We start from the raw sequence: 26,513 nt of genomic DNA, 5'->3' as shown, positions 1-26,513 counted from the left end.
GACATGATCGACCGGCAGGACCCGCACACGGGTCTGCACAGCGAGGAGGGCGCCCTGCCGGGCGAGCACCCGGGGCGGGCGCGCAACCCGATCGTCAAGGTGCACGACCTGGCCTGGCTGGAGTTCCAGAAGCCCGATCTGGAGCGCGCCGAGATCTTCGCCCGCGCCTTCGGCTTCACGACGTCGCTGCGCACCCAGGACGAGCTGCACCTGCGGGGCACCGACCCCGGATCCCCGTGCGTGCTCATCCGCCGAGGTCCTCGGTCCCGGTTCATCGGCCCCGCCTTCCGGGCTGCCGACCCGAAGGACGTGCTGCGCCTTGCGGAGGCGACCGGGAGGACGATGACCTCCCTGCCCGAGAGCCTGGGCGGGGTGACGGTGGATCTGGTCGACCCGAGCGGGGCGCGGGTACGCGTGGTCGCAGACACCCACGAGCTCCCCGCACTGCCCACCCAGCAGCCACTGACCTTCAACGTCGGACACGAGGTGGCGCGGGCGAACGCCACCCAGCGGCCGCCGCGGGAGCCGGCCAGGGTCCAGCGCCTCGGTCACGTCGTGCTGCAGACGACCCGGTACCTGAAGACGCTCAACTGGTACCTCGAACACCTGGGCCTGATCGTCAGCGACTTCCTCTACCACCAGGGACAGCGCGAGCGCGGCCCGGTCATGAGCTTCATCCGCTGCGACCGCGGCAGCACGCCCACCGACCATCACACCCTCGCGATGACCCTCGGCCCGGCCAACCGGTATGTGCACTCCGCCTACCAGGTCCCCGATCTCGATTCGCTGGCCGCCGGCGGGGAGTACCTGCTCGACCGGGGCTACCAGCGGTCCTGGGGAATCGGCCGGCACATCCAGGGCAGCCAGATCTTCGACTACTGGCGCGACCCGGACGACTTCCTGGTCGAGCACTTCACCGACGGCGACCTGTTCGACTGCACGCTCGAGCCGGGCTGGGCGCCGATGAAGGCTTCCGGGCTCGCCCAGTGGGGTCCGCCCGCCACCAAGGACTTCCTCGGCATGAAACCCGGCCCGGAAGCGCTTCGCGAGCTGCGCGCGGTCATCAGCGCGCTGCGCGAGGACAACGAATTCGACCTCCACCGCCTGCGCGGCCTGATGAAAGCGTTCACCTCATGAGCACCTCCGTCCTGCGCACCGCCGACGCCTGGTGGGTGCTCACCCCCACCGGCGCCGCCAAGGTGCACACCAGCGCCACCACCACCGCCGAACTCCTGGCCGACCGGCCGGCGATCGTCGCGGCCGCGACGAGCAGCGACATCGTTCCAGTGGACGACCTTGCGCTGGTCTCCCCGGTGACCGCACCCTGCCGCGTCGTGGCCCAGATGACGAACTTCGCCTCGCACGTCAAGGACACCAACGGCAACCCCGAAACCGTCCCCCTGACGTTCTTCCGCAAGACCTCGGGCTCGATCAGTGGCCCGTTCGCCGAGGTGGTCCGCCCCGCCCATGTGCGGCTGCTGGACTACGAGGTCGAGATCGGCCTCGTCTTCGGCCGCGAGATGCCCGTCGGGACCGCCATCACCGCGGACAACCTCGCCGACTACGTCGCGGGCCTGGTGGTCACCAACGACGTCTCGGCACGCGACGTCCAGCTTCCTCAGACCCAGTTCTACGAGGCCAAGTCCTACCCGACCTTCACCCCGGTCGGCCCCGCGCTGGTGCTGCTCGACGCCGACGAACTCAAGCGGTTCACCGACCTGCGGCTGAGGCTGTGGGTCAACGGCGAACTCCGGCAGGACATGCCCGCCACCGACATGATCTACACGCCGGTGCAGGCGGTGCAGGCGCTGACCCGCTTCCAGCGGATCGACGCTGGTGATCTGCTCCTGACCGGCACACCGGTCGGGACGGCCCTGAGCGCACCGCCGAAGCCGGTCATGTTCGTCGTCTCGCTGCTCCCGCCCGCGGTGAAGTGGAAGTTGTTCTTCAAGGGCCAGATTCAGAACCCCAAGTACCTCCAGGACGGCGACGTCATCGAGGCCACCATCGCCACCGACGACGGCGCGATCGATCTGGGTCGGCAGCGCACGGTCGTGAGGTACGAGCAATGACCGGCCCCCTGCTGTGGCCGGACTACGCCACGCCCGCCGACCTGGCCGCGATCGAGGCCGTTCCGCTCGAGGCACGGGACCTGCCGGAATCGACGTACGCGTTGCTCGCGCGAGCGGCCACGTGCTGGCCGGACCGTACGGCGCTCGCCGTCCTGCCGGACGCCGCCCGCTGGCGTGAGCCGCTGCGCCGCACCTTCGCCGACCTCCTTGCCGACGTCCACCGGGTGGCGAACCTGCTGCACGACCTCGGTGTGCGGCGGGGTGACGCGGTCGCCCTGATGTCCCCCAACTGCGCCGAGCTGATCACCGCGACGCTGGCCGCCCAGCTCGCCGGGATCGCGGCACCCCTGGGCGGCGGTCTGTCCCGGCAGCACCTCGCCGAACTCCTCCGGCGCTCCGGTGGCCGCGTCCTGGTCACGGCCGGGCCCGAGCTCGCGCCAGCGACGTGGGACACGGCCCAGGCGCTCGCCCGCGACGGCCTGCTCGACGTGATCCTCGTGCTCCGGCCCACCGGGGCGACGGGCACGCCCGAGCCGCTTCCCGCCGTCGACGGGGTACGCATCGGCTATCTCGGCGAGCTTGCCGCGGCGGAGGATCCGGCCGCCTTCGCCGGTGAGCTGCCCCGATCCGCCGACCTGGCCGCGATGTTCCACACCGGCGGCACCACCGGCGCCCCGAAGCTGGCCGCGCACACGCACGCCAACGAGGTCACCGACGCGTGGATGCTGGCCGCCAGCAACCTCTTCGACCAGGAGACGGTGGTCTTCGCGGCCCTCCCGCTGTTCCACGTGAACGCACTGGTGGTCACCCTGCTCGCACCGCTGTTCAAAGGGCAGGCTGTCGTGTGGGCCGGCCCGCTCGGCTACCGCGACCCCGCGCTCTTCGGCGCGTTCTGGAAGATCGTCGAGCACTACCGGATCGCCGCCATGAGCGCGGTGCCCACGGTGTACGCCGTGCTGGCACAGTGCCCGGTGAACGCCGACATCACCAGCTTGCGGTTTCCGATGGTGGGGGCCTCGCCCCTGCCCGCCGCGGTCCGGGACAACTTCCAGGCCAACACTGGGATCACGCTGGTCGAAGGCTACGGCCTGACCGAGGCGACCTGCGCCAGCGCGCGTACCTTCCCCGACGTGTCGCGGCCGGGCTCCGTAGGGCAGCGCCTGCCTTATCAGCGGGTGCGGGTGGTCGCCGCGGACGGGACGTGGGACGAGCTACCCGTCGGCAAGACGGGCATTCTGGCGATCAGCGGCCCGACCGTCTTTCCCGGCTACGTCACCGACCGCGACGAGAACGGCCCGGTCCTGGACGGCCTGGGCAAGCTGGTCGACGGCTGGCTGGACACCGGCGACCTCGCACGCATCGACGAGGACGGATTCGTCTACCTTTCCGGCCGGGCCAAGGACCTGATCATCCGGGGCGGACACAACATCGACCCCGCCACCGTCGAGGACGCGCTGCTGGCCCACCCGCAGGTGACCGCGGCCAGCGCGGTCGCACGCCCCGACGTCCATGCCGGCGAGGTACCCGTCGCCTACGTCACCCTCACGCCCGGCGCCACGGTCACGGAGGAGGAGCTGTGCGCCTGGGCGCGCGAGCGGGTGCCCGACCGCGCCGCAGCGCCCAGGACCGTCACGGTCCTCGACGAACTGCCCGTCACCGCCGTCGGCAAGCTCTACAAGCTCGGGCTGCGGGCGGACGCCGCCCGCAGGGAACTCCGCACGGCACTCGAAGGGGCCGCCGGCGTGCACGACATCGAGGCCACGATCGAGGGCAGCTCCATCGTGGCCACCGTCAAGATTTCTCCCTCTGCCGAGGATGCCGTCAAGGCGATTCTGGGCCGTTATGCCATCGAATGGCGATTGGTGGTTATGTCATGACCCTCGCTGCTTCCATCCTCGCGGTGCTGCTCGCGCTGGTCTTCCTCGCCCTGGGCACGGCCAAGATCCGGGCCGTACCACCGATGCGGGAGCTGGCCGCGGAGGCCGGTTTCTCCGTCGCCGCCTATCGCCGCATCGGCCTGCTCGAGGTCGCCGGCGCGGTCGGACTGCTCGTCGGACTGCTCGCGCCGCTGTTCGGCGTCCTCGCCGGCGCCGGGCTGCTGCTTCTGCTCACCGGGGCCCTCGCCGTGCACCTGCGCAAGGGCGACGGCCCGCAGAAGTACGCACCGGCCCTCGTCTGCGGACTCCTCGCCGCCGCCTACCTCGTTCTTCACCTGCTGACGTGATGACAGCAGTTCCAGTAGTGATCATCGGCGCGGGCCCCACCGGGCTCACCGCCGCGACGCTGCTCGCCCAGTACGGCGTCGAGTGCCTCATCCTCGAGCGCTGGGAGTCGATCTACCCCCGGCCCCGGGCCGTCGCCCTCGACGACGAGGTCCACCGCATCCTGGCCCGCCTCGGGCTCCGGGACGAGTTCGCCACCATCTCCCGGCCGCACCGGGGCCTGCGGCTCCTCGACCGGAACATGCGCGTGCTGGCCGAGTTCCAGCGCGACGTCGAGCAGGGTCGGCACGGCTACCCCCAGGGCAGCCTGTTCGACCAACCGGAACTGGAGGCGATCCTCCGCCGCAATCTCGCCCGGTACGGCACCGCCACCCTTCGCGGCAGCACGGAGGTCACCGCGCTGACCCAGGACGCCAGCGGGGTGCGGGTCGACTTCACCGACACCGCCACGGGCGAGCCCGACTCCGTCCGCGCGGCGTACGTCCTTGGGTGCGACGGCGCCAACAGTCTCACCAGATCCTCTATCGGCGCGACCATGCAGGACCTGGGATTCACGCAACGCTGGCTCGTCATCGACGTGGTCACCGAGGCCGAGCTCGGCCAGTGGGAAGGGGTGCACCAGCTCTGCGACCCGGCCCGCGCCGGCACGTACATGCGGGTCGGTAAGACCCGCTACCGGTGGGAGTTCCAGCTGGCACCGGATGAAACCGCCGACGACTTCCACGACATGAGCCGCCTCCATCCGCTGATCTCAGCCTGGACCGGAAACGTTCCCGTCGGGGAGCTGGAGATCCTCCGCGCGGCCGAGTACACCTTCCGCGCCCAGGTCGCCGACCGGTGGCGCGACCGCCGGGTGTTCCTGCTCGGCGACGCCGCCCACCTCACCCCACCGTTCATCGGCCAGGGCATGTGTGCCGGGCTGCGCGACGCGATGAACCTCGCGTGGAAACTCGCCGGCGTGCTCGACGGGACCCTCACCGACACCGTGTTCGACACGTACGAGATCGAACGCAAGCACCACGCGCGTGCCATGATCAAGCTGGCGAAGTTGATCGGCACCGCGATGACGGCCGGCGGCGAGCTGGGCGACATCATCCGCCGCGCCGTCGCGCCACGGCTGCACCTCGTGCCCGGCCTCACGGACGTGGCCACGGACAGCCAGACACCCCCGCTGCACCGCTCCGACCTGGTGGTGCGGCCACGGCTGCGCCGCAGCCTCGCCGGCCGACTGTGCCCGAACGCGATCATCGACGGCGACCGCCGGTTCGACGACGTGGCCGCCGGCCGATTCTCGATCGTCACGTCCACCCAGCCGTCCGCCGCACAACGAGCCGACATCGACAGGCGCGGAGCCGTTCTCATCACTGCCCGACCGGGCAGCGAACTGCACCTATGGCTGCGGACAGGGGGCGCTCGCGCAGCCGTCGTCCGCCCCGACGGCGCCGTGCTCAGTGCCAGCCGCCGGCTGCTCCCCCACGCGATCGACACTGTGCGGCCTGTTGGCGGATGACTGGCACGCGCCCGGGTTCAGAGCCGCCCAACGCACTGCGAAAGCGTGGCCGAGCCAAGCTGGCGTAAAGGCGAAAGCCTCTCTACGCTCCGCGACTATGAGGAGGATCACACTGGCCGGTTCGGCCCTGGCGCTCGCTCTGTTGGCGCTGGCCGGGCCTCTGGCCGGCACCTCGGCGTACGCCCATGACGAACGGCCGACGCGAACCCTGGACGGCAGTGGTTCGGTACCCACGTACCGGACCGACGGGCCGACCCTGCTGGTCTGCAAGTCCAACAAAGCGGACTTCGACCGGCGCATCGCGGGTTTCCCAGCCGACCTGAAGGCCACGAACGAGGCGCTGTGGGCGGACTGCCAGAGGTCGGGCTACCGGCATCTGCAGTCGGCGGTCGACGCGGTGACCCTCCCCGGCACGAACATCAAGATGCTGCCCGGCCTCTACCAGGAGGAGCCGAGCCTGGAGCCGGTCACCGGGCCGTGCGCGGCGCTGAACGGCATCCGCAAGTCGGCGCTCTACCAGTACGACGTGCTGACGCTGCAGCAGCAGATCGCCTGCCCGCACAACCAGAACCTCGTCGGCATCTTCAACAAGAAGAACCTGCAGATCGAGGGCACCGGCGCGGCGCCGACCGACGTGATCGTGGACGCGCAGTACAAGAAGCTGAACACGATCCGGGCCGACAACTCCGACGGCGTCTACCTCAAGAACCTGACCGCCGAGCGCAGCCAGTTCAACGCCTTTTACATCATGGAGACCGACGGCTTCGTCGTGGACCACGCCGTGGGCCGCTGGAACGACGAGTACGGCTTCCTCACCTTCGCGGTCGACCATGGCCTGTACACGGAGGTAGAGGGCTACGGCAACGGCGACTCGGCGTTCTATCCCGGCGCGGCGTCGAACATCAACAAGGACCGCGGCTACGACGTCCCCCGCTACGCGGTCGAGATCCGCAACAGCTACGGGCACCACAACATGCTCGGCTACTCGGGTACGGCCGGCGATTCGGTCTGGGTCCACGACAACGTGTTCACGCACAACTCGACGGGCATCTCGACCGACAGCGCGTTCCCGGACCACCCGGGCATGCCGCAGAACCACTCCACGTTCGAGCGCAACATCATCGCTGACAACAACAGCGACTACTACAGGTACGCCAAGGATGGAACCTGCCACAAACCCTACGAGGAGCGCGGGTACGAGAACGGCGTCGTGTGTCCCGTGGTGGGCGTACCGGTCGGCAATGGTGTCATCAACCCGGGCGGCAACTACAACATCTGGCGCGACAACCACATCTATGGCAACCAGCGCTACGGCTTCGTGACGAGCTGGGTGCCCGGCTTCGTGCGCAACGACACCGGCCTGGCCGAGCAGTTCGACACCTCTCACCACAACCGCTACCTCAACAACCACATGGGGATCAGCGAGAAGGGCGCGGCCAGCCCGAACGGTGTCGACTACTGGTGGGACGGCCAGGGCGTCGACAACTGCTGGACCACCGCGACAGACAGCGTCGACGTCTCCTCGAACATCGGCATCCTGCCCGAATGTGGCGATGACGAGCTGCCGACGCCATGGGGCACCAAGCGCTACCTCGGTGAGCCGCTCGGCGTCGCGAAGATGTACACCTGCGCGCAGTACAGCCTCCAGTCGGACAAGATGCCGGTCGACTGCGACTGGTGGGGTGCGTACGGCGCCCGCGACTTCGAGCGCGTGGAGGTTCGGGTCGCCCTCGGCGGCGCGGTCATCCTCGCCGCGTCCGTCCTGCTCACCTGGGTACGCCGCCTGCGCCGCTCGCCGCTGGGCGCGTTCGCGGTCCTGGCGACGGTGGCCGGTCTGGCCGTCGGGGTCTTCGGGACACTGAAGTACGGCGCCCGCCTCGACGCTCTCGGGCTGGGCCTCGCGGGTATCGGCTGGCTCTCACTCGGGCTCGGGTTGCGCCGGGTCGGGCGTACGAAACTGGGTGTGCTCAGTCTGCTGATCGCCGTGTTCTCGGTGCTGGGCGCGATCGACCACGGCGTGGTTCCGATCCCGTTCATCCCGGCGGCGCCGTCGCTGTTCCGGTTGGTGCTGGAGATCATCTGGGTGCCATCGGCCCTCGTGTCGCTGTTCCTCCACAACCGCAGGGCCCCCGCGGAAACGGCCGAGGAGCAGGCACCTCAGAAGCCCGCTCCCGCACGCCAGGCATGAGATCCTTGCACCGAGACTGCCCCTCCTGAGCTGGTGTGATCCGAGTTCCAGACAAAACGATCATCCCGGCCCAGGGGGCACTCTCGTCAAGCACCCAACAGGTCGAACGGCCCGGCTGCGCGGGCCCTTCGCGTCTACCTCGCCGGCGATGACGGATGTGCGATGAGGTCAGGACGTGGAGGGAGTGAGGCAGATGACCAGCAACTATCTGATCGTCGTCGGCGTCGACGGCTCCGAAGGCGGGCGGCGCGCCCTCGACTGGGCGGCCCGCGAAGCGGCGACTCGCGGGGGCGCGGTGCAGGCGGTAGCAGCCTGGCGGTGGGACGGGATCGAATCCGGCCCGATGACGGCCGACAATCCGACGGACGAGAAGGAGCGGGCCAGGGCCATCCTTGACCGTGAGATCCAGGCACTCACCGCCGATCTCCACTCGTCGTCGCCGATCGCCAGTGAGGTCGTGGAGGGAAGAGCCGCCGACGTCCTGACAAATGCCGCACGCAACGCGGATTTGCTCGTTCTCGGCAGCCACGGTCACAGCCGGGTCCGGCACACCGTGCTCGGTTCCGTGAGCGAGGAATGCATCCGTAAGGCCTCGTGCCCGGTCGTCGTCATCCCCGTACCCGTGCCGGCGCCGCACGTGACGGCGGAGCCAGCGCTGCCGGTCTAACCGCAACCATGGGGCTGCCCGGGCACGCGCTCGCGCGGTTCCGCTGCCACCTGCGGATCGTCTCAGCGACGCGGGTCGCCGGACAGGGCAACCGGGGCAATCCGGAACGGGTCGAAGGACCCGGGCGCGGGGAGCCGGGTGATGCCCGACCGGAGGTTCTTCATCGCCGAGCGATAACCTGCCGATTTGCCCGCGAACCGTCTCGAAGCCGACGTACGTTTTCCTTCGGATCGGCGTGCGCGGGGGTTGGTGTGATGGGCGAGTCGCGGGAGGCGTTCGTCGAGTTGCAGGACCGCCTGCGCCGGCCGGGTACGCGGATGCTGGATCGGCTTCGGCAGGCGCAAGCGGAGGACGGGCGAGTCGACGCCGAGGATCTGGCGCGGGCCGCGGGCGAGTTCGGCTGGCCGGTGGCGGCCGTGACCGGTTCGGCGACGTACTACGCGGACTTCGCGGAGGGCCGGCGGGGCCGGCGGCACGTCCGGGTGTGCGAAGGGACCTCGTGCTTTGTGAGCAGCCAGGGCCAGCACATCGCGCAGCTGGAACAGGCGCTGGGCGTACGCCTGGGCGAGCGCGCCACGGACGGGTCGGTGTCGCTGCAGGGCGTCCGGTGCCTGGGCTACTGCTACGACTCCCCCGCCGTACTCGACGGGAAGCTACCAGCCAGCGGGGAGACACTGGGCGGGCTGTTCGGTGACCCGCTGGCCGCGCAGCGGCGGACGAGGCCTGGTTGGGTCGAGCCGTTGAAGATGCGGGCGGCGGAGATACCGTACGCGAGCGCGGTCGATCAGCCGGTGGTGCTGGCCGGGCTGGTCGGCGGCGAGGAGCCGTGGACGGTGTGGCCCAGCGTGGTGGTAACGGGCTCACCTGAGCAGATCAGGTCCGAGATCGCCACCTCGGGCTTGCGCGGGCGAGGCGGGGCCGGTTTCCCGGTGGCGAAGAAATGGTCGATGACCGCCAGCGAACCCGCGCCCCGGTACGTGGTGGGCAACGGCGACGAGGGTGACCCCGGCTCGTACGGGGATCGGCTGCTGATGGAGCACGATCCGCACCGGATCCTGGAGGGCCTGGCGCTGGCCGGGTTCGCGGTGGGCGCGCGGCACGGGCTGATCCTCGTGCGGTCGGAGTACCCGGCGGCCGCCGATCGGCTGCGTGCCGCGGTGGCGCAGGCGCGGGAGGCCGGTCATCTTGGCGAGCGGGTGCACGGCTCGCCGGTCGACTTCGACGTGGAGATCGTGGTGGGCGCCGGCTCATACGTGGCCGGGGAGGAGACGGCGTTGCTGCACGCCCTGGCCGGGCTGCGGGCGGCGGTGCGGGCACGCCCCCCGTACCCGACCAGCCACGGCTTCCTCGGACGGCCGACCGCGGTCAACAACGTGGAGACCCTGGCGGCCGTACCGTGGATCGTCCGGCACGGCGGGGCGGCCTACGCCCGGCTGGGCCACCCGGACGAGCCCGGCACCAAACTGGTCTGCCTGAGCCAGCGGTTCCGCCGGCCCGGGGTGTACGAGGTGGAGTTCGGCGTGCCGCTGCGCCACCTCGTGAACGATCTCGGCGGCGGCCTGCGGGAGCCGTACCAGCTGCGCGCGGTGCAGGTCGGTGGCCCGCTCGGCGGCTTCCTCACCCCGGACCAGTTCGACCTGCCGCTGCTGACCCGACCGCTCACGGAGGCCGGCGCCGCGTTGGGACATGCCAGCCTCGTCGCGGTCGACTCGACCGTGCCGGCCGCCGCGATCCTGCGGCACGCCTGGGCGTTCGGGGCGGCGGAGAGCTGCGGAGCCTGCACACCCTGCCGGGTGGGCACCCGCCGTGGCATGGAACTGGTCGAGCGGATCCGGGAACCCGCGCAGGCCGCGGCGGTGCTCGCCGACCACGAACCACTGCTCGAGGTGCTGACTGTGGCGAGCCTGTGCGCGTTCGGTCGCGGGGTGGCCTGCGCGGTCCGCAGCCTGCTGCGGGTGTACTCCGACGAGCTGCACCAGGCGGCCCCCACCAACGAGGGGGGCGAGTAGATGCGGTTGTCCGTCGACACCATCGGCCTTGAGGTGGCGGAGGGGGCGACCGTGCTGGACGCCGTACGGGCGGCCGGGGCCGTCGTGCCGACCCTCTGCTACGACGAGCGGCTCACCCCGCAGGGATCGTGCCGGGTCTGCCTGGTCGGGGTGCGGGGGCGCGCGATGCCGGCCTGCACCACCCCCGCCGCAGAGGGCATGGAGGTACACACCGACGACGATGCCGCCCGCAGGTCGGCGCGGCTCGCCCTGGAGCTCCTCGTCTCCCAACTGCCCGCCCGCGCCCTCGACATCCCCGCCGAGCGCAGTGAACTGGTGCGCGCCTGCGAGCACTTCGGCCTGACCGCAAGCCGCTTCGACGGTGCGACCCGAAACGCGGGCGTCGACCACTCCCACCCGTACGTGAAACTCGACCGGGACCTGTGCATCGCCTGCAACCGGTGCGTGCGCATGTGCGCCGAGGTGCAGGGCACGTTCGCGCTCTCCCTGGCTGGGCGCGGGTTCGACACCGTCGTCGTGGCCGGCACCGGAGAGCCGTGGGTTTCGTCCCCGTGCGTGGCCTGCGGCGGCTGCGTCGACACCTGCCCGAGCGGGGCGCTGTCCGAACCAGGGCTGGCCGACCCGCGCCCGATCAGCCGGACGACCACCACCACCTGCGGGTACTGCGGGGTGGGCTGCACCCTGCGGGTACACGTACGTGACGAGACGGTCGCCGCGATCACCCCGGTGCACAGCGCGCCGGTCAACCGCGGCCACGCCTGCGTCAAGGGCCGCTTCGCACACGCCTTCACCCGGTCCCGAGACCGGCTGACCACCCCACTGATCCGCGACGGCGGCCGGGGCACGCCGCTACGACCGGCGTCCTGGCAGGAGGCTCTCACCTTCGCCGCCACCCGGCTGGCGGGCATCCGCGACCGCCACGGACCCGACGCCATCGGCATGATCTCCTCTGCGCGGGCGACCAACGAGGAGAACTACCTCGCCCAGAAGTTCGCCCGCGTCGTGCTCGGCACCAACAACATCGACAACTGCTCCCGGCTGTGCCACGCCCCGTCCGCGGTCGGGCTGGCCGCCTCGTTCGGCTACGCCGGCGGCACCAACTCCGTCGACGACCTCGACGACACCGACTGCATCCTGATCGCCGGGGCGAATCCCACCGAGGCCCACCCGGTCATCGGGGCCAGGATCAAACAGCTGGTGCTACGCGGGGCACGGCTCGTCGTCATCGATCCCCGCCGCATCGACCTGGCCGAGATGGCCGACGTGCACGTCCAGGCCAGACCGGGATCCAACGTCGCGGTCTTCAACGGCGTCGCCCGGGTGCTGCTCGACGAGGGGTACGCCGACGAGGACTTCCTCCGCACCCGGGCCAGCGGGCTCGCGGAACTCACCGCGTTGCTGGCCGACTATCCACCCGACCACGCGGCACGGCTCGCCGGGGTCGCGCCCGAGACGCTGGTCGCGGCCGCCCGCCTGTACGGGGCAGCACGTCGCCCGGCGATCGTCTACGGCCTCGGCGTCACCGAACACGCCCACGGCACCGACGGCGTACGCACCCTGTCGAACCTGGCCATCCTCAAAGGCGCGGTCGGCACCCCCGACTGCTGCGGTGTGCTGTCCATGCGCGGACAGAACAACGTCCAAGGCGCCTCCGACATGGGCGCCCTGCCGGACATGCTCCCCGGCTACCAACGCGTCACCGACCCCGACGTCCACGACCGACTCAGTCGGGCCTGGGGAGTCGCCGTACCCGAGCGGCCAGGGCTGCGCATCCTGGACATGTTCGCCTCAGCCATCGCTGGCCACGTGCGCGCGATATACGTCATCGGCGAGGACATCGCGCAGACCGACCCGGACAGCGGAAATGTGCGCCGGGCACTGGCCGCCTGCGACCTCGTCATCAACCACGACGTGTTCCTCTCGACCACCGCCGAACACGCCGACGTGGTGTTCCCCGCCGTGCCCTTCCTCGAAAAGGACGGCACCTTCGTCAACTTCGACCGACGGGTCCAGCGGGTTCGACCGGCGCTGGACCCACCCGGAGAGGCCCGCAGCGACTTCGACATCTTGCACCTGCTCGCCCGCGCGATGGGCGCCGACCTCGGCTGCCCCACCCCCGCCGACGCGATGGCCGAATGCGCCGCGCTGACCCCCACATTCGCCGGCATCTCCCACACCCGACTCGACAGGGACGGGCCGCTGCACTGGCCGTGCCGCAGCCCGGACCAACCCGGCGAAGGTCGCCTCTACCTCGACTCGTTCGCCACGCCCGACGGCCGCGCCGCGCTCGCCGCCCGGCCGTACCTGCCCCCGGGCGAGCAAACCGACGCCAACTTCCCGTACATCCTGATCACCGGCCGCCGGCTGGTGCACTACAACAGCGGATCGATGAGCCGCCGCACCCCGAACCATCAGCTTCGCCCGCACGAGGTCCTCGATCTGCACCCCGACGACGCCGCGCGGCTCGGACTGGCCGACGGCGATCTCGTCGAGGTGACCAGCCGTCGGGCAACCATCACCTACCCCGTCCACCTGACCGACACCGTCGCCCCCGGCCACATGTTCACCACCTTCAACTTCCCCGACACCCGCACCAACGCCCTCACCTCAGACGCCACCGACACGGAAACCGGCTGCCCCGAATACAAGGTGACCGCCGTCTCCCTGAGCCCAGTCAGAGCCGGACGTCAGGCCGAGAGCCTCGCCGTCGTGCCCGGCCGGCCGGCATGTAATCCCCGACGAGGCCGGCAGTGAACGCGGCTGTCCCCGTAAATGCCAACGCACCGGCCCGGTGGTGATTGGGGCCTCCGGCCCCGGCCCACATCCCGTCCGGCCCTGTCATCTCCATCGACGGCACGACGGGCCGGATCTACCTGGGCGGCGTCCCGGTGCAGCCCTCCCCCTTCGCCCGCCATCTCGCTGGTGAGCTCGCCCCACCTGCCGACCGGCTGGTCGCCGCGGTGGACCGGCTGCTCTCGCACCGGTGGGCCAGGCCGGCGACAACCCTCAACTGCTGGCCTTGCTGGACGCGATCCGGGTCAACGAGCCCCGACCCGGCCGGCCCCGCAAGCGACCCGAGATGCTGATCGCCGACAAGGGCTACGCGGACGACTCCACCCGCCGGGCGCTACGGCAGCGGGGCATCCGGCATGTCATCCCCGAGCGATCCGACCAGGTCGCCCGCCGGGCCGCCAAGGGCAGCGCCGGCGGCAGGCCACCGGCCTTCGACAAGGTGATCTACAAGAAGCGCAACGTCGTGGAACGCTGCTTCAACCGGCTCAAACAGTGGCGTGATCTGGCCACCCGCTACGCCAAACGTGCATCCCTCTACCGGGCCAGCCTCGTGCTCATCGCCGCCGTCATCTGACTCCGATGACCGACACCGCGGGCCCTAACCTGGCAGGCGTCTGACCAGGGAGACACCGGAATCGGTGTAGCCGTGCCGGCTATAGAAGCGCACCGCACCGACGTTGCCGTGGTAGATACCGGCCGACAAATAGGCGATCCCCTGGTCGATCGCCCACTGTTCGGCCGCATCCAGCAGCGCGGCTCCCACCCCGAGCCCTCGGACATCGGCCAGGACAACCGTGTGTACCTGCGCCGAGGGCTCGGGCCGAAGGATCTGGTGCTCTGGCGGTTCGGAGGTCCGCAACACCTCAACCATCCCGACCACGCGGCCATCATGAGGCTCAGCAACGAGAACAGCATCCCGCCCCGACTCATCGGTCAACATCGCGGTGAAGTGGCGTACCACCGCCTCACGCTGCGGGACGCGGTAGATGCGCGGATCGAGAGCGACATGAGCCACGGCGTTGGCCAGGCGCAACTCCACCAACGAAGAAACATCGGCCAACGTCGCCGGCCGAACCGCTAGCCCTGTCTTTCGCATCGTCGAGATCGTAGTGGCAATGCAGCGGCCCTGAAGTCCTCCCCATGATCGACAGGACAGGGCCTAGTCGGATCTCGCCGCACGGGACCTGGGTGCCAGACGCCTCACGGACATCCGCATGTCTGCACGACAGGGCGACGCCGAAGGCGCAGCCGGCGGTAGGAGAGTCGCGGACGCGGTCTTGGCTGACTGGCACCGGTCAGTGATCATGCTTCGGTGAGTCAGTACTTCCAGGTTGGCGACCTGGTCCTGTGGAACCCTTCTAACCGCGTGGCGGAGCTCTTCGTCCGTACCAGTGAGGCGGTCGCCCCGCTGGTGGCCACGCCAACCGGAATCGGTGCGATGGACGCCGACGACTACGAAGTTGATCTGGACGTCTTTGTCGGCTTCGTTGACGCCCTGGTCAAGCAATACCTGTCCGCCAGCCACGCGATTCTGAGGTCTTTGCTGGAGGGCTTCCTCGCCACCGCGCTCGTTCTTGTCGACCGTGCTGGCCGCGCTGTGCCTTCCCTGCACGCACCTGCCACGCTGGACCCGCGGGATGTCTCGGTGGGTCCCGGCGGATTCGGCGCACTGGGCGACCCAGTCCGTCTGCGGGAACTTGCCGATGCCCTGGCCCCCGCCATGCCACGCTGACGCCACACACCTGACTGCATGGCGCCTCAAACGCACGCTCATCGCTGTTCTGGACGGCGGGCAGCAAGCGTCGCCGTCACCCTGCGTGCCGCGCGGATCGCGGCATGTGCGGAAAGCCGAATCAAGCGGTGGCGGGCCAGCCGTGAAACTGCGATATCTCACCCTCTAGGGCCGAGGTCAAGGTCAAGGCCGGTCGGGTCAAGCGCCTCGATGTCGACGACCGGTCCTACGGGGGGGCAGTGTCCTGTGCCTCATCACGGGCGACCCAACACCTACAGCCGCTCGGCAGTGGCCAGGAACGCGTTCACGGCGGTGACGACGGCCGCGATGTTGGCACCGCCGGGGCTGGCGCCTTTGGCTGTGAGGCCGACGTAGCGCTCCGTGGATACGGGGGGCTACGTCTGGGGTTCAGGCTCAGCCGGTGCCGTGTTGCACCGGATAGTGGATGACGATCGCACCACCGGTGGCGTAGTTGGCGACATCGGCGGCCACCTGCTGGCCCTGCGGCGACGTCCTCGCCGCGGTCATTGCCGCAGCGTCAGCGAACTCGGCTTCGAAGACCGCGAAGTACGGCGTCTGTCCCTGCGTCGCTGCCACGTCGAGGCTGTAGCGCCATGCGAGCAGGCCGGGCATGCGGGTGACCAGCGGGAGGTGGTTGGTCACCTAGTAGTCGCGGAAGTGGTCGGGATCGGCGGGTTTGGGATACAGGACCACCAGCTTGTGCATGACAACCTCCGTTTGAGAGCGGACGACCATAACGCCCTAGAGATCAGGAGCCGTCGCCATACGGGCACCACCACGAACATCGGCAACGGCTCTTCGCGCCCCGTCCGGTGGGGCACCGCCAGAATCAGCGAGTTGGCGCCGGTCGCGATAATGCAGTGGTCGAGCCCGATCGGCTTGGGCCGCCTGGGGAATCGGTGACATGCAGGGTTCCGGCGTCGGCGAACGTCGCGGTCCCGTGAATCTTCTGGTGGGTGGCCGCGAAGTCGAAGGTCCACCGGGCCGGTGGAGATGATCCTTTACGCAGCACTGCGGAAGGGATGCAGGCCACGTTGAGGCCGCCGGCCTCGGATACGGCTGCGGCAAGTTCTGGTCCCGCGGCCGAACCCACCGGCGCCTGGATGGTCGGCAGCGCGATGCCTAGCCGTTCGCACAAGGCGGTACGCAATCGCCGCACGAAGCCCCCTTCGCTTCGGAAATCGAATCGGTCGGCTCGGACGTTACTGTATCGGATATCGAAGCATCCAGAGGGGCGGGACGGGCGATGGCGATGCCCAGGCCGGGGCGGCCGGTACGAGGATCGAGCACCGGACGTCCGTTGATGGCTGCCCTCGACCTGTTCGGGCGCCGCTGGAATCTGCGCATCATCTGGGAGTTGCAGGACGGGCCGGTCGGCTTCCGCGCGCTGCAGCAGCGCTGCGACAACATGTCCTCCAGCGTGCTGCGACAGCGGTTGACTGAACTGCTCGACGCGCATCTCGTCGCGCAGCAGCAGGACACGACCTACGGTCTCACCGAACTCGGCCACGGCGTTTACCAGGCCCTGCGCCCACTCGCCCGCTGGTCCGACGCGTGGGCTTCGGTCGTGACGGAGGAGGGTGGGGCGTAGCGCCAGGCAGCAGCCCCTAGCGCTTCGAAAAGCGAATCGCTATGGTGCTTCTGAATCCGAATCATCGGGAGGGTGGCCATGGCTCGCATACCTGCGCTCGAACCGCCCTTCACCGCGGACGTCGCGACCCAACTCGGTGCGATGATGCCGACCGGCATGCCGCCGATCGGCCTGTTCCGGACGTTCGCCAAGAACCTGCCGATGACCATTGCGATGAGCCACTGGGGCCGATACGAGCTCGGCCGGCAACTGTCCCTCACGCTCCGCGAGCGCGAGATCGTCATCCTGCGCACCTGCGCACGCTGCCGCTGCGAGTACGAGTGGGGCGTCCATCTGATGGTTTTCGGCCACCGCGCCGGACTCACCCAAGCCGAGATCGCCTCGCTCACCCACGGAATGCCGAACGATTCGTGCTGGGCCACCGGCCGGCAACGAGCGCTCATCCAGGTGGCCGACGCCCTGCACGACACATCGGACATCGACGACGAACTTTGGCGAATCGCCCGTGAGGTCCTGGACGAGCCGCAACTGCTGGACCTCCTCCTGCTCTGCGGCTGGTACCACGCGATCAGCTTCGCCGCCCGGGCCGCCCTCGTCGAACTCGAGCCGGGCGCGCCCCGCTTCGCCGACGTCACAACCTGATGGGCAGCATCCAGGCGACGGTGGTGGACGCCTGCACCCGCGACGGGCGAGGTGGCAGCCCCACCACGGTCGTGATCGACGATGCCACACTCACCGACGACGAACGGCACGCGATCGCATCAACGGCCGGCACCTCACACACCGCGTTCGTCGACACCAGCGCCGCCGATGCCCCGGCCGTACGGTTCTTCACCACCAAGGGCGAGCTCACCAACTGCGGCCACGGCATCATCGCCGCGCGGGCCGTCCTGCTTCACCGCAGCGGGGCCACCCAGCACCACGGACACCAGCGCACCGGCAACCGCACCTTCGCCATCACCGCCACCCGCCGCCACGACGGCATCGAAGTCTGGTTCGACCAGGGCATCATCGCGCTGCGAGACTGCGCCGGCGCGGCCACCAGCGGCATCATCGCGGCACTCGGCCTGACGCCCAATGACGTCATCGCCAACGACCTGCGGATCGCCTCGCCCGGTACGCCGCGACTCCTCGTTCCCGTCCGACACCGCCGGACGCTGCTGGCAATGCGGCCCGACTTCGCTCGGCTGGCAGCCGAATGCCGCCGGCTCGGCTACCTCGGCTGCTTCACCTACGCACTGTCGCCGACCGCAAGAACGGCCGACGCTCGCATGTTCGCCCCCGCGATTGGTGTCGACGAAGACATCGCTAACGCCAACAGCGCCGGCTGCCTGGCCGCCCACCTCATGGACACGTCCCGCAATGGCGGCATCGAAGTCCATCAGGGCGACATGCTCGGCCGCCCATCATCGGTCTTCGCGACCGCGACACAAACTCGAAACGGCATCGTCGCCCGAATCGGCGGAGTCGCCCGTCACCAGCTGCGACACGGAAGCCGCCGTACTACCTAATGTGCAGCCTCCGTCAACATCATCCGCGTCGGCCTCAAGCCCCCAACCCAGCACAAACGCCTCCGAGGGCTCCGGCAACGCACGCCGCATCCCAGCGCCGTCACCGTCACCCGCCCAACCTTCGGGGTCACCCTCGGCAGGGACAAGGACATCCTCGGGCTGTGGGCCAGCGCCAGTGGTGAGGACGCCAAGTTTTGGATGAGCGTGCTGAACGACCTACGCAACCGGGGCGTCAAGGCAGCGACTGGTCAAGGATATAAATGCGGCGGCGGGGCTCAGCCGATGTGCACTGCGCCGCCGGCGGGGACGTCCTGCCGGTGGACCTTGATCAGGATAAGGGTTGTCAGGCCGGAGAGCAGGATCAACCCGGCGCCCCAGGCGAAGGCCACCGAGTACCCATGGACCAGCGCCCTGACCTGGGTGGCCGGGCCCGGCACCCGGGTCGCGAGGTATCCGGTGACCGCGCTGGTGTACATGGTGTTGAGCAGCGCCGTGCCGAGCGAGCCGCCGATCTGCTGGGTGGCGTTCAGCGTGGCGCTGGCCGCACCCGCGTCGTGCTCGGGCACCGCGTACAGGGCGAGGCTGGACAGTGGCACGAACGTGAAGCCGAGCCCTAGGCCGAGGACGACCTGGGCGGGCAGTAGGTGGGTGACGAACGAGGTGTGCACGTCGATCTGGGTGAGCACGAGCATGCCCACCGCCGCGAGCGCCGCGCCGCCCAGCATCAGCGGCTTCGCGCCGACGCGGGGCAGCAGTTGGCTGGCGCCACCCGCGGCGAGCAGCACGCCGACGGTCACCGGCAGCGAGGCGAGGCCCGCCTCCAGCGGCGTGTACCGCAGCACCACCTGAAAGTAGAAGGTCAGGAAGAGGAACGCGCCGAAGAGGCCGGCGCCGATCAGGGTGGAGGCGAGGTACGCCCCGCTGCGGTTGCGGTCCAGCAGGATCCGCATCGGCAGCAGCGGGTGGCTGGAGCGCAACTCGATCAGCACAAACGTGGCGAGCAGCGCGACGCCCGCCACGATGAAGGTGATCGTCGCGGTGGCTTCCCAGCCGTCCTCAGCGGCCCGGGTGAACCCGTACACCAGGCTCACCAAGCCGGCGGTGACCACCAGCGCGCCGGGCACGTCGTACCGGGTGTCGCCGTGCGCCCGGCTCTCCGGCACCAGCGGGATCGCGGCGGCCAGCGCCACGGCGGCGATCGGGATGTTGACCAGCAGGCACCACCGCCAGTCGGCGTACTCGGTGAGCACGCCGCCGAGCAGCAGGCCGACGGCGGACCCGCCACCGGCGATCCCGCCGTAGACGGCGAAGGCCTTGGCCCGCTCCCGCGTCTCGGTGAACAGCACGGTGAGCAGCGCGAGCGAGGCCGGGGCGAGGAGCGCGCCGAACGCCCCCTGCAACGCGCGTGCGGCGAAGAGCATCCCGCCGTTGGTGGCCAGCCCGCCGACGGCCGAGGCGAGCGCGAAGCCGGCCATGCCGACCAGGAAGGTCCGTTTGCGGCCCCAGTAGTCGGCGATCCGGCCACCGAGCAGCAGCAGGCCGCCGAAGGTCAGCGTGTACGCCGTGACCACCCACTGCCGGTCGGCGTCGGTGATCGCCAGGTCGGCCTGGGCCTGGGGAAGCGCGATGTTCACGATCGTGGCGTCCAGCACCACCATCAGCTGGGCGACCGCGATGATCGCGAGCGCGACCCAACGCCGCGGGTGCGCCGCTGTCGCCGTCTCGGCGCCGGGCGAGCCGGGGCCGGTCGAGGTGGTTCCGGGCATGGTGCGGCCTCCGTGACGACTCGTTGCCGGCGGTGTACGTCGGGACGGTCAGGCGGGGGCGGGGAGCGACGAGCTGGGTCAGGAAGGCCTCATCGGCGAGCGGGCGGCAGGCGGGAGCCCGGAACGCGACCGGCGCGGAAACCCGTGTCACGTCCCACGGTAGTTGGCGGGATTCCGTCCCCGCAGCGGCTTCGGATTTCCTCCGCGACGGGAGCGGCGACCAGCATCACCCGACGTTGATGGAGCGGTTCGCGCGCCGACTTCCCGCCGGGCTCAGCGCTCGGCGGGTACGGCCGTCCCCGGCACGCTGACCACGTTCACCTGGGAGCCGTCGCGGGCCGACACCTCGTTCGCCTCGACGCTGCTCACGGGTGACCCGCAGGGGAGCGGATCTGGGCGTTGCACGAGCAACTACCGCTGCCTGGTGTGGCACCCGAAACCGCGTTCACGTACCTCATCGAAGCGCCGTTCGCCGGCGCGCGAAGCGCGCCCGGCCACTTCAACCAATACGTGATCGAACTCGACACCGACCGACCGCGCGCCTGCTGGTTCGTCGACGGCAACCTCACCTACACGGTCACGCTCGACCAACTACCCGACAGCGTGAGTCTCGGCTTCGGCCTGTTCACGCTGCACCCCCAGGCCGACGGCCGCAGTACATCGATCCGCGGTCAGGGGATGCGCGGGATATGGCGGAACTTCCGCTTCGCCAACGCGCGCCAACTCGGCTAGGGCATGTCCTGCCGATCATGAGCTCCGTGGATCGTCCGGGGCAGCGCCGACACCCAACCGGATGCCATAGTGCCGCCATGAAGGCAGACCTGCACAGTTACTTGAAGGGCGGCCGCGACGCGCTGCTGTGGAAGCTCGACGGGCTCAGCGAATACGATATTCGGCGTCCGTTGACCCGGACCGCCACCAACTTGCTCGGTCTGGTGAAGCACTCGGCGGCCATGGAGATCCTCTACTTCGGCGTCGTGTTCGGCCGACCGTTCGAGCAGGAGCTGCCGTACGTCGGCGACGGAGCGGAGACCAATGCCGACATGTGGGCGACTGCGGATGAGACCCGCGAGGAGATCGTCGCTCTCTACCGTCGCGCGATCGCCCACGCCGACACCACCATTGAAGCCCTTGCACTGGATGAGGTCGGCCGCGTGCCGTGGTGGGGCGATGCAGCGGTCACGTTGCACCACGTCCTGGTCCACGTCATCGCGGAAACACAACGGCACGCCGGCCACGCTGACATCGTGCGCGAACTCATCGACGGCGCGGCCGGGCTGCTGCCCAGGAACGACAACCTGCCCGCCGCCGACGAGTCATGGTGGCTGGACTACCGCCAGCGAGTGGAGCAGGCTGCCCTCGACGCCAGCAAACGCAGCAACTAGGTTTTCTGCCGATCATGGAAGCCAGATGATGGCGGCAATGAGGACCAGGCTGGCGCGGTAGAGGGATGCGCGTTTGGCGTAGCGGGTGGCCAGATCACGCCACTGTTTGAGGCGGTTGAAGCAGCGTTCCACGACGTTGCGCTTCTTGTAGATCACCTTGTCGAAGACCGGTGGCCTGCCGCCGGCGCTGCCCTTGGCGGCCCGGCGGGCGACCTGGTCGGATCGCTCGGGGATGACATGCCGGATGCCCCGCTGCCGTAGCGCCCGGCGGGTGGAGTCGTCCGCGTAGCCCTTGTCGGCGATGAGCATCTCGGGTCGCTTGCGGGGCCGGCCGGCTCGATCAACTGGACGGCCCCACGGTTATTCCTTGGCACGCCATCCGCAACTCGGCACGACCGCGGCTACGCCAGGCCCAGGTTCCGTGGCACATTGCGAACCCACTCGCCGGTGCCCGGCTCCTCCAGGTCATATGCAGCCGCGATGCGCGAAATGGCTGCGCCGAAGTTGCGCCGTTCCCCGTCGCTCATCTCGCTGAGCCGGTAGGCGATCTCTTCCAGCGCGTTGGTAGCCATGTACGCCTGCGAGTCAAGCTCGAGGAAGGCCTCGAGGGCTGCGATAGCTGACAACAGCGCGCCAACGACCATGTCGCTCATCGCGCCTTCATACCCGACCGCACTCGCCGTGCGGGCGGAGGGCGCCGCGGCGGGTGCATCAGAGGAACGGCTGCCGGTGAACGGTGCACGCGGACTTCGGCAAGACTCACGCCGAGTGCCACCGCGCGTTCCAACGTACGTGACGCTCGGTCGGCGACGGAACAGGATGCCCGCCGAGTAGGGTGCGAGTGTGATCCCGGACTGCCCTAAATGTGGTGCGGCAGGTGCGCCTCTGCTATTCGGTCTACCCGTTCCCGAAGCCGTTGACGCAGCGGCGAAGGGTGAGATCGTACTTGGCGGTTGCTTCCTTCCCGATCAGCCACCGAACTGGGAGTGCCCCCAGCGGCATCGCTGGCGTGACGCCGATGAAAGGGCGTGGGATGAGCGGCTCCTGGCCGTGCTGTCGGCTCACGGTTACCGCGAGGCGGACGAGCAGCTCGACTGATCCTCTTGGCGACGGACAGGTCTTGGGCAGCGCGTGGTCGCGACGCTGGTGGTGTAAGAGACGGCCATCGCGAAATCCCCAGATCCCAGTACGCCTGATCTTGCAGGGCGGTCACCCAGCGAGCCGGCGGCACGCACTCCGGCTGTGTGGTAGTCCGGCCTGCTTGAAGACGAGCCCGCAGCTCCCGTTCGTGGGATCCCAGAGCGTGTCGTTATTGATCAATGCTCGAAGCAGCGCACGCTGCGGTTCGGTCAGCGGTCGGTGCTTCCCGTATGGCGTGGGGAAAGCGAAGCGCACCAACGCGCCCCAGCCGTTGTCGAAGCCAGCCCAACTGTCCCGACTGGCCACCCGGCATGCAGCGGTGGCGATAGCGTTGAAGTCGGCTGCGACGCGGATCGCCGCGGCGACGAGCTCGTATTGGTGCAGGCCCGGGGGCGGCAGCTCCGCCAGCGCGGCGACAATCAGCTCCCGGCTCCGCGAGTTGTCCTCGTGGGCCAGCGCGGCCCGGAGCCGGACGCCCGGGTCCGGATCGGTGAGCCGGTCGTAAAGGTCGACGCCAAGCTGGCCGAGGCAGCCCATCCACTGCGCCTGCGGCCCGACGCCTCGTTCTGACCACCGCAAGACGAGAACGGCCAGTTCCTCCCGCCGGTCCGCCAAAGACGCCAGCTGCGCAATCGCCACAAGATTCTCCGCGCGGAACAGGGCCCGGTCCGGCGGGGACGCCGCGAGCAGCGGAAGCACCACCGGATATGCCTGCGCCACGGCGTCGGCGAGGTCGGGCAGTATCTCGGCGAAGTAGCGATCGTCAGCAAGGGAGGTCACGCTCAGGGCCGCGTCGCCCAGGAACTCCAGGAGCGATTCGACAGTGTCCCGGTGGGCCCGCCCATCGGCGAGGAGCGCGGTTACGGCCCGTACGGCGGGCGCGGTCGCCGTCTCAGGGAAACCCTGATGCAGCACCGCGATATCGAGATGGTCAAGCGCGGCAGCTCGGGCCTCCGCGTCGCCGAACTCCAGCGCGTCCAAATGCGCCGGAGTGTCCGTCGCCCAGCCGTACGCATGCCGGAGCCGACCCCAGTCAACCGTCATCACGGCGCCGTCCGCAGTCCGCGAGCCGGCCGGAGATAGGCGCCTCGCTCTCGCCGGATGCCGCACCGCCGGCAGACAGCAACAGGTCGACGCCGTCCACCGGCAGCATGGCGAGAGTTTTGGCGCCGCCGGGATGACAGCCAATGATCACCTGGCTTCACCCCAGCGACTCTACGGCGGCCAACATGTACGCCTACCCAATGCCGTGAAGACCACCTTCTCGGCAGGCCCGTGCGTCGAGCGCCACGACAGGCCCGTCACCCGCTGTGGCGGTCGGAAGGGCGGAAGATCCGGATGTGATTGAGGGCGGTGCGTAATGGCACGCGCGTCGGTGCGCGTCGTGCCTCAGCGGATGGCCGCGATGGATCGGGACTGTCGGTCGGCGCTCTTATGATCGCGGCCATGTCGTCTGCTTTCACCGTGTTGTGGACCCATGATGTCTGCCGGGAGCTACGCAGGCATCGCGCCGGCGAGCGGCCCCCGTTGGCGTTCAGCGGGGTGCACCAGTCTCTTCCCAGTTGGACCAGCGTCGGTGTCGGCGATGATGTCTTCGCGCTGCATGTCAACCGGTGCGTGGTCTACCTGGTGAGCCGTCTGCGCGTCGTCGACAAGCAGCGACGCGACTGTTGCGGCCCCGCTCCGGCAACATGGCGTGACGCGGCCTATCCGGGTCACGACGCCTGGGCGATGCTCGGCGCCGGCGGCTGCGGGGCGAGCCCGATACATGTCGAAGCGACGCCGGTCCGCTTCGATGTCGCCGTTCCCGGCGACCTGCTCGGCGAGCTGACTTGGCGCAACCGGCGCGGAGAACAGCGCACCTTGAAGTACGTCGTCAACGGCCGCCTCGAACGCTCCGTCAGCCTCCAGAGCATCCGTCGTCTGACCGACGAATCCGCCGACCGATTGGCCGCCCTGCTCGATAGCTCGCCGCCCCCGAGCCGGGCGACATAGCCCTTCCAGGCGCATCACAGTCGGCAGCCATCCTTGACGATCGACGCGCATCGACGGCGCCAGAAAGGGCCTTCGCTGGGGAGGAAGGACATTCACAGAAGCGGCGTGAACGACCCTCTGTAGGGTCGCTCACCCGAAGGCCTAGACCGGCACGCGGACGAAGCCCTCGGTCCAGTGGTCCTCATCGAGGTCGTACTCTCCGATCTGGAAGCGGTCTGGCTCGTCGGCGAAGCCCGGTAGAAGACGCGCGCGGCGGATCCGCTCTGCGGCCACGGCATCGGAGGAGTAGATGCCGAGCAGCTTGACGTCGTCGCCGTCCTGCTCGTTGATGAACACGCCCTCGTCGTCGAGGTGAATCGTCTCGTCGTTGGGGCCGGCTTCGTTCTGGTGGCTGATGTGTCAGAGGGGATAGACCTTCGCGGGCGCAGGCTACCCCGGGCCCATCCGGTGAACGTTCCCGGTCAGAGGTCTAGCTCTCGTTTCACTCCTCTGGCGCTGGCGCCGCCGGGCCGCGCACTACGCAGGCCGCTGACATCGGCCACGGGTACGGATTGCTGGGAGTGACTTCGTAGGTCAAGCAGCGAGTTGGTAGCGGGCCGGGTGGTTGCGCTGGTGCTCTTGGCCCAGATGGTAGGTCCAGTAGCGGTCGAAGTCGCCGTTGGCGAGCAGTGCGCGGAGTTTCAGGACGGCTTCGGCGCCGGCGCTCCGCCGGCTGTCGACGCGTTCGTCCGACAAATTCGCTACCCGGCGGCCGGAGCGCGGTGATACACAACCGAGGTGCAAAACGCTTTGGAATTCCCCGAGGTCCTGCGGCTGATCGAAGACCGCTCGGCCGCGTTCCGCGCCGCGATCGCGTCCGCCCCCGACCTTGACGTCCACGTCCCGACCTGCCCGGACTGGACGCTGCGCGAACTGGCGCAGCACCTCGGCGACGGCCGCCGCCGCCAGGCCGCCATCATCGCGTCGGGCCCGGGCGCTGAGCCCCCGGCGAGGACGGACCCGAAGGGCGCCCCGACCGCGCCCCGCGACCGCGAAGCCCTGGACGCCTGGCTCGCCGAGTCGACCGAGCTCATGCTCGACGCGATGCGCGAGGCCGGCCCGGACCGCGGCTGCTGGACCTGGTGGGGCCGCTCGCAGGCCCCGCAGACCAGCGGAGCCGTGGCCCGGCACCAGATCCAGGAGATCGCCGTCCACACCTACGACGCCCAGCTCACCCAGGGGGCCGCACAGCCGCTGCCGACGGACGTCGCGGTCGAGGGCGTCGACGAGTTCCTGACGACCGTCTCGGCGACGACCGTCCCCTGGCCGTTCAAGCCGGCGACCATCGACCTGCACACGACCGAGGGCCGCTCCTGGCGCCTGACCCTCAACGCCGACGGCGTCCGCTGCGACGACCTCGCCGCCGACGCGGAGCCGGGTGACATGGCGATGCGAGGCGCAGCGAGCGAACTGGTCCTCTACTTCTACGAGCGCGTCCCGCTCAACGGCCTGGAGACCACCGGCGACACCGAGCCGATGGAGCAGCTCGCAGACTGGGACCCGAACGCGTAAAACGACGCACGTGTGACGCATCTGTCGGTTGTGCGCGCGCTCCTGCGGGCGCCACTGCGCCCGGGGTTAGCGCAGGGCCTCGCGGCCGATGCGGATCACCCGGCCGTGCACCTTGCGCAGGTAGGCGAGCAGTTTGCGGATGGACCAGCGGGTAAAGGGCTGGCTGAGCTTGGTCGGGCGGGTGGTGGCCGTCCGGACGACGAAGTCCTCGTCGTCAGGGCTGAGCAGCCGGGGACGGCCTCCCGCCACCGAGGGTCCAGGCAGGCCGGGCCGATCTGGTTGAACCGGTGGATCACGTCCCGCACCGTGTCCTCGTCGGCCTGCACCAACTGGCCGCTCACTGGAACTCGTTCGCCGCCG

General features: G+C 69.5%; 26 protein-coding genes and 3 pseudogenes. 19 read left to right on the top strand and 10 right to left on the bottom strand.

What is annotated here, in order from left to right; genetic code table 11:
* Positions 1-3: 3 nt before the first annotated feature.
* The 10 genes and pseudogenes from ACGFI9_RS35210 to ACGFI9_RS35165 all read left to right on the top strand — a co-directional run.
* Positions 4-1,137: a VOC family protein gene (locus tag ACGFI9_RS35210; RefSeq protein WP_393185071.1), complete on the top strand. Its 1,134-nt coding sequence runs from the start codon at positions 4-6 to the stop codon at positions 1,135-1,137.
* Positions 1,134-2,072, top strand: a complete 939-nt coding sequence (locus ACGFI9_RS35205) for a fumarylacetoacetate hydrolase family protein (protein ID WP_393185069.1) — start codon at positions 1,134-1,136, stop codon at positions 2,070-2,072. The genes ACGFI9_RS35210 and ACGFI9_RS35205 overlap by 4 nt, the downstream gene beginning before the upstream one ends.
* A complete protein-coding gene (locus ACGFI9_RS35200; protein WP_393185067.1) occupies positions 2,069-3,949 on the top strand; it encodes an acyl-CoA synthetase in 1,881 nt (626 codons plus the stop codon). Before ACGFI9_RS35205 ends, ACGFI9_RS35200 begins: the two co-directional genes overlap by 4 nt.
* Entirely contained in the window at positions 3,946-4,296 is a 351-nt protein-coding gene (locus ACGFI9_RS35195; RefSeq protein WP_393185066.1) for a DoxX family protein, read from the top strand. The genes ACGFI9_RS35200 and ACGFI9_RS35195 overlap by 4 nt, the downstream gene beginning before the upstream one ends.
* Positions 4,296-5,804 (top strand): bifunctional 3-(3-hydroxy-phenyl)propionate/3-hydroxycinnamic acid hydroxylase, encoded by a 1,509-nt coding sequence (locus ACGFI9_RS35190; protein WP_393185064.1) that lies wholly within the window; start codon positions 4,296-4,298, stop codon positions 5,802-5,804. The genes ACGFI9_RS35195 and ACGFI9_RS35190 overlap by 1 nt, the downstream gene beginning before the upstream one ends.
* 97 nt (positions 5,805-5,901) lie before the next feature.
* A complete protein-coding gene (locus tag ACGFI9_RS35185) occupies positions 5,902-7,992 on the top strand; it encodes a hypothetical protein (protein WP_393185063.1) in 2,091 nt (696 codons plus the stop codon).
* Positions 7,993-8,185: 193 nt separating this feature from the next.
* Positions 8,186-8,659, top strand: a complete 474-nt coding sequence (locus ACGFI9_RS35180; RefSeq protein ID WP_393185061.1) for a universal stress protein — start codon at positions 8,186-8,188, stop codon at positions 8,657-8,659.
* Positions 8,660-8,913: 254 nt separating this feature from the next.
* Positions 8,914-10,668, top strand: coding sequence for an NAD(P)H-dependent oxidoreductase subunit E (locus ACGFI9_RS35175; protein ID WP_393185059.1), 1,755 nt, complete (start codon positions 8,914-8,916; stop codon positions 10,666-10,668).
* A complete protein-coding gene (gene fdhF, locus ACGFI9_RS35170) occupies positions 10,669-13,422 on the top strand; it encodes a formate dehydrogenase subunit alpha (RefSeq protein ID WP_393185057.1) in 2,754 nt (917 codons plus the stop codon). It abuts the gene before it with no gap.
* Positions 13,423-13,654: 232 nt separating this feature from the next.
* Positions 13,655-14,035 (top strand): annotated as a pseudogene (locus ACGFI9_RS35165) (transposase); the annotation flags it as partial.
* Positions 14,036-14,059: 24 nt separating this feature from the next.
* On the opposite strand, the gene ACGFI9_RS35160 reads toward ACGFI9_RS35165, so the two are convergent.
* On the bottom strand, positions 14,060-14,557 hold the full coding sequence (locus ACGFI9_RS35160) for a GNAT family N-acetyltransferase (protein ID WP_393185056.1): 498 nt from the start codon (positions 14,555-14,557) through the stop codon (positions 14,060-14,062).
* 216 nt (positions 14,558-14,773) lie between these two features.
* Between ACGFI9_RS35160 and ACGFI9_RS35155 the strand changes: the two genes are divergently transcribed.
* Positions 14,774-15,193, top strand: a complete 420-nt coding sequence (locus tag ACGFI9_RS35155; RefSeq protein WP_393185054.1) for a DUF6086 family protein — start codon at positions 14,774-14,776, stop codon at positions 15,191-15,193.
* A 414-nt stretch (positions 15,194-15,607) separates the two neighbouring features.
* Here ACGFI9_RS35155 and ACGFI9_RS35150 read toward each other — a convergent pair whose 3' ends face one another.
* A complete protein-coding gene (locus tag ACGFI9_RS35150; RefSeq protein ID WP_393185052.1) occupies positions 15,608-15,856 on the bottom strand; it encodes an EthD family reductase in 249 nt (82 codons plus the stop codon).
* 661 nt (positions 15,857-16,517) lie between these two features.
* Between ACGFI9_RS35150 and ACGFI9_RS35145 the strand changes: the two genes are divergently transcribed.
* From ACGFI9_RS35145 to ACGFI9_RS35130, 4 genes and pseudogenes are all read left to right on the top strand, one after another.
* Positions 16,518-16,805 carry a winged helix-turn-helix transcriptional regulator gene (locus tag ACGFI9_RS35145; RefSeq protein ID WP_393185051.1) on the top strand — a complete coding sequence of 96 codons (288 nt, stop codon included), beginning with the start codon at positions 16,518-16,520 and terminating at the stop codon, positions 16,803-16,805.
* A 78-nt stretch (positions 16,806-16,883) separates the two neighbouring features.
* Complete coding sequence (locus ACGFI9_RS35140; RefSeq protein ID WP_393185130.1) at positions 16,884-17,447, top strand: carboxymuconolactone decarboxylase family protein; 564 nt, start codon at positions 16,884-16,886, stop codon at positions 17,445-17,447.
* A complete protein-coding gene (locus tag ACGFI9_RS35135; protein WP_393185048.1) occupies positions 17,447-18,316 on the top strand; it encodes a PhzF family phenazine biosynthesis protein in 870 nt (289 codons plus the stop codon). The genes ACGFI9_RS35140 and ACGFI9_RS35135 overlap by 1 nt, the downstream gene beginning before the upstream one ends.
* A 123-nt stretch (positions 18,317-18,439) precedes the next feature.
* Positions 18,440-18,553: pseudogene (locus ACGFI9_RS35130) on the top strand (transposase); the annotation flags it as partial.
* Between the two features lie 38 nt (positions 18,554-18,591).
* Here the strand turns inward: ACGFI9_RS35130 and ACGFI9_RS35125 are convergent.
* On the bottom strand, positions 18,592-20,082 hold the full coding sequence (locus ACGFI9_RS35125; RefSeq protein ID WP_393185045.1) for an MFS transporter: 1,491 nt from the start codon (positions 20,080-20,082) through the stop codon (positions 18,592-18,594).
* 390 nt (positions 20,083-20,472) lie between these two features.
* On the opposite strand from ACGFI9_RS35125, the gene ACGFI9_RS35120 reads away from it, so the two are divergent.
* Together ACGFI9_RS35120 and ACGFI9_RS35115 are read left to right on the top strand one after the other, a co-directional pair.
* Positions 20,473-20,814 (top strand): DUF6081 family protein, encoded by a 342-nt coding sequence (locus ACGFI9_RS35120; RefSeq protein ID WP_393185129.1) that lies wholly within the window; start codon positions 20,473-20,475, stop codon positions 20,812-20,814.
* Positions 20,815-20,891: 77 nt separating this feature from the next.
* A complete protein-coding gene (locus tag ACGFI9_RS35115) occupies positions 20,892-21,467 on the top strand; it encodes a DinB family protein (protein ID WP_393185043.1) in 576 nt (191 codons plus the stop codon).
* Positions 21,468-21,479: 12 nt separating this feature from the next.
* Here ACGFI9_RS35115 and ACGFI9_RS35110 read toward each other — a convergent pair.
* The 4 genes and pseudogenes from ACGFI9_RS35110 to ACGFI9_RS35095 all read right to left on the bottom strand — a co-directional run.
* Positions 21,480-21,800 (bottom strand): annotated as a pseudogene (locus ACGFI9_RS35110) (transposase); the annotation flags it as partial.
* Between the two features lie 68 nt (positions 21,801-21,868).
* The gene (locus tag ACGFI9_RS35105) at positions 21,869-22,120 is read right to left on the bottom strand and encodes a hypothetical protein (RefSeq protein ID WP_393185042.1); all 252 of its coding nucleotides are present in this window, start codon (positions 22,118-22,120) and stop codon (positions 21,869-21,871) included.
* 556 nt (positions 22,121-22,676) lie between these two features.
* A complete protein-coding gene (locus tag ACGFI9_RS35100) occupies positions 22,677-23,588 on the bottom strand; it encodes a hypothetical protein (protein WP_393185040.1) in 912 nt (303 codons plus the stop codon).
* A gap of 52 nt (positions 23,589-23,640) precedes the next feature.
* The gene (locus ACGFI9_RS35095) at positions 23,641-23,802 is read right to left on the bottom strand and encodes a hypothetical protein (protein ID WP_393185038.1); all 162 of its coding nucleotides are present in this window, start codon (positions 23,800-23,802) and stop codon (positions 23,641-23,643) included.
* Between the two features lie 251 nt (positions 23,803-24,053).
* On the opposite strand from ACGFI9_RS35095, the gene ACGFI9_RS35090 reads away from it, so the two are divergent.
* Positions 24,054-24,602 (top strand): hypothetical protein, encoded by a 549-nt coding sequence (locus tag ACGFI9_RS35090; protein ID WP_393185037.1) that lies wholly within the window; start codon positions 24,054-24,056, stop codon positions 24,600-24,602.
* A gap of 141 nt (positions 24,603-24,743) precedes the next feature.
* Here the strand turns inward: ACGFI9_RS35090 and ACGFI9_RS35085 are convergent, their stop codons facing one another.
* On the bottom strand, positions 24,744-24,938 hold the full coding sequence (locus ACGFI9_RS35085; RefSeq protein ID WP_393185035.1) for a hypothetical protein: 195 nt from the start codon (positions 24,936-24,938) through the stop codon (positions 24,744-24,746).
* Between the two features lie 237 nt (positions 24,939-25,175).
* Positions 25,176-25,337, bottom strand: coding sequence for a hypothetical protein (locus ACGFI9_RS35080; protein ID WP_393185134.1), 162 nt, complete (start codon positions 25,335-25,337; stop codon positions 25,176-25,178).
* Between the two features lie 42 nt (positions 25,338-25,379).
* Here ACGFI9_RS35080 and ACGFI9_RS35075 point away from each other — a divergent pair, with 42 nt between their 5' ends.
* A complete protein-coding gene (locus ACGFI9_RS35075) occupies positions 25,380-26,153 on the top strand; it encodes a maleylpyruvate isomerase N-terminal domain-containing protein (RefSeq protein WP_393185034.1) in 774 nt (257 codons plus the stop codon).
* A gap of 66 nt (positions 26,154-26,219) precedes the next feature.
* Here the strand turns inward: ACGFI9_RS35075 and ACGFI9_RS35070 are convergent, their stop codons facing one another.
* Entirely contained in the window at positions 26,220-26,402 is a 183-nt protein-coding gene (locus ACGFI9_RS35070) for a hypothetical protein (RefSeq protein ID WP_393185132.1), read from the bottom strand.
* Between the last annotated feature and the right edge of the window lie 111 nt (positions 26,403-26,513).

It is taken from the genome of Micromonospora sp. NPDC048930, assembly GCF_043197935.1.
Classification (GTDB): Bacteria; Actinomycetota; Actinomycetes; order Mycobacteriales; family Micromonosporaceae; genus Micromonospora.
This window is presented reverse-complemented; position numbering and strand designations above follow the sequence as displayed.

Bases quoted from the DNA above. Each gene is read 5' to 3' on its own strand.
- ACGFI9_RS35210 (WP_393185071.1), top strand. From the start codon at position 4: ATGATCGACCGGCAGGACCCGCACACGGGTCTGCACAGCGAGGAGGGC.
- ACGFI9_RS35205 (WP_393185069.1), top strand. From the start codon at position 1,134: ATGAGCACCTCCGTCCTGCGCACCGCCGACGCCTGGTGGGTGCTCACC.
- ACGFI9_RS35200 (WP_393185067.1), top strand. From the start codon at position 2,069: ATGACCGGCCCCCTGCTGTGGCCGGACTACGCCACGCCCGCCGACCTG.
- ACGFI9_RS35195 (WP_393185066.1), top strand. From the start codon at position 3,946: ATGACCCTCGCTGCTTCCATCCTCGCGGTGCTGCTCGCGCTGGTCTTC.
- ACGFI9_RS35190 (WP_393185064.1), top strand. From the start codon at position 4,296: ATGACAGCAGTTCCAGTAGTGATCATCGGCGCGGGCCCCACCGGGCTC.
- ACGFI9_RS35185 (WP_393185063.1), top strand. From the start codon at position 5,902: ATGAGGAGGATCACACTGGCCGGTTCGGCCCTGGCGCTCGCTCTGTTG.
- ACGFI9_RS35180 (WP_393185061.1), top strand. From the start codon at position 8,186: ATGACCAGCAACTATCTGATCGTCGTCGGCGTCGACGGCTCCGAAGGC.
- ACGFI9_RS35175 (WP_393185059.1), top strand. From the start codon at position 8,914: ATGGGCGAGTCGCGGGAGGCGTTCGTCGAGTTGCAGGACCGCCTGCGC.
- fdhF (WP_393185057.1), top strand. From the start codon at position 10,669: ATGCGGTTGTCCGTCGACACCATCGGCCTTGAGGTGGCGGAGGGGGCG.
- ACGFI9_RS35160 (WP_393185056.1), bottom strand. From the start codon at position 14,557: ATGCGAAAGACAGGGCTAGCGGTTCGGCCGGCGACGTTGGCCGATGTT.
- ACGFI9_RS35145 (WP_393185051.1), top strand. From the start codon at position 16,518: ATGGCTGCCCTCGACCTGTTCGGGCGCCGCTGGAATCTGCGCATCATC.
- ACGFI9_RS35140 (WP_393185130.1), top strand. From the start codon at position 16,884: ATGGCTCGCATACCTGCGCTCGAACCGCCCTTCACCGCGGACGTCGCG.
- ACGFI9_RS35135 (WP_393185048.1), top strand. From the start codon at position 17,447: ATGGGCAGCATCCAGGCGACGGTGGTGGACGCCTGCACCCGCGACGGG.
- ACGFI9_RS35125 (WP_393185045.1), bottom strand. From the start codon at position 20,082: ATGCCCGGAACCACCTCGACCGGCCCCGGCTCGCCCGGCGCCGAGACG.
- ACGFI9_RS35115 (WP_393185043.1), top strand. From the start codon at position 20,892: ATGAAGGCAGACCTGCACAGTTACTTGAAGGGCGGCCGCGACGCGCTG.
- ACGFI9_RS35105 (WP_393185042.1), bottom strand. From the start codon at position 22,120: ATGAGCGACATGGTCGTTGGCGCGCTGTTGTCAGCTATCGCAGCCCTC.
- ACGFI9_RS35090 (WP_393185037.1), top strand. From the start codon at position 24,054: ATGTCGTCTGCTTTCACCGTGTTGTGGACCCATGATGTCTGCCGGGAG.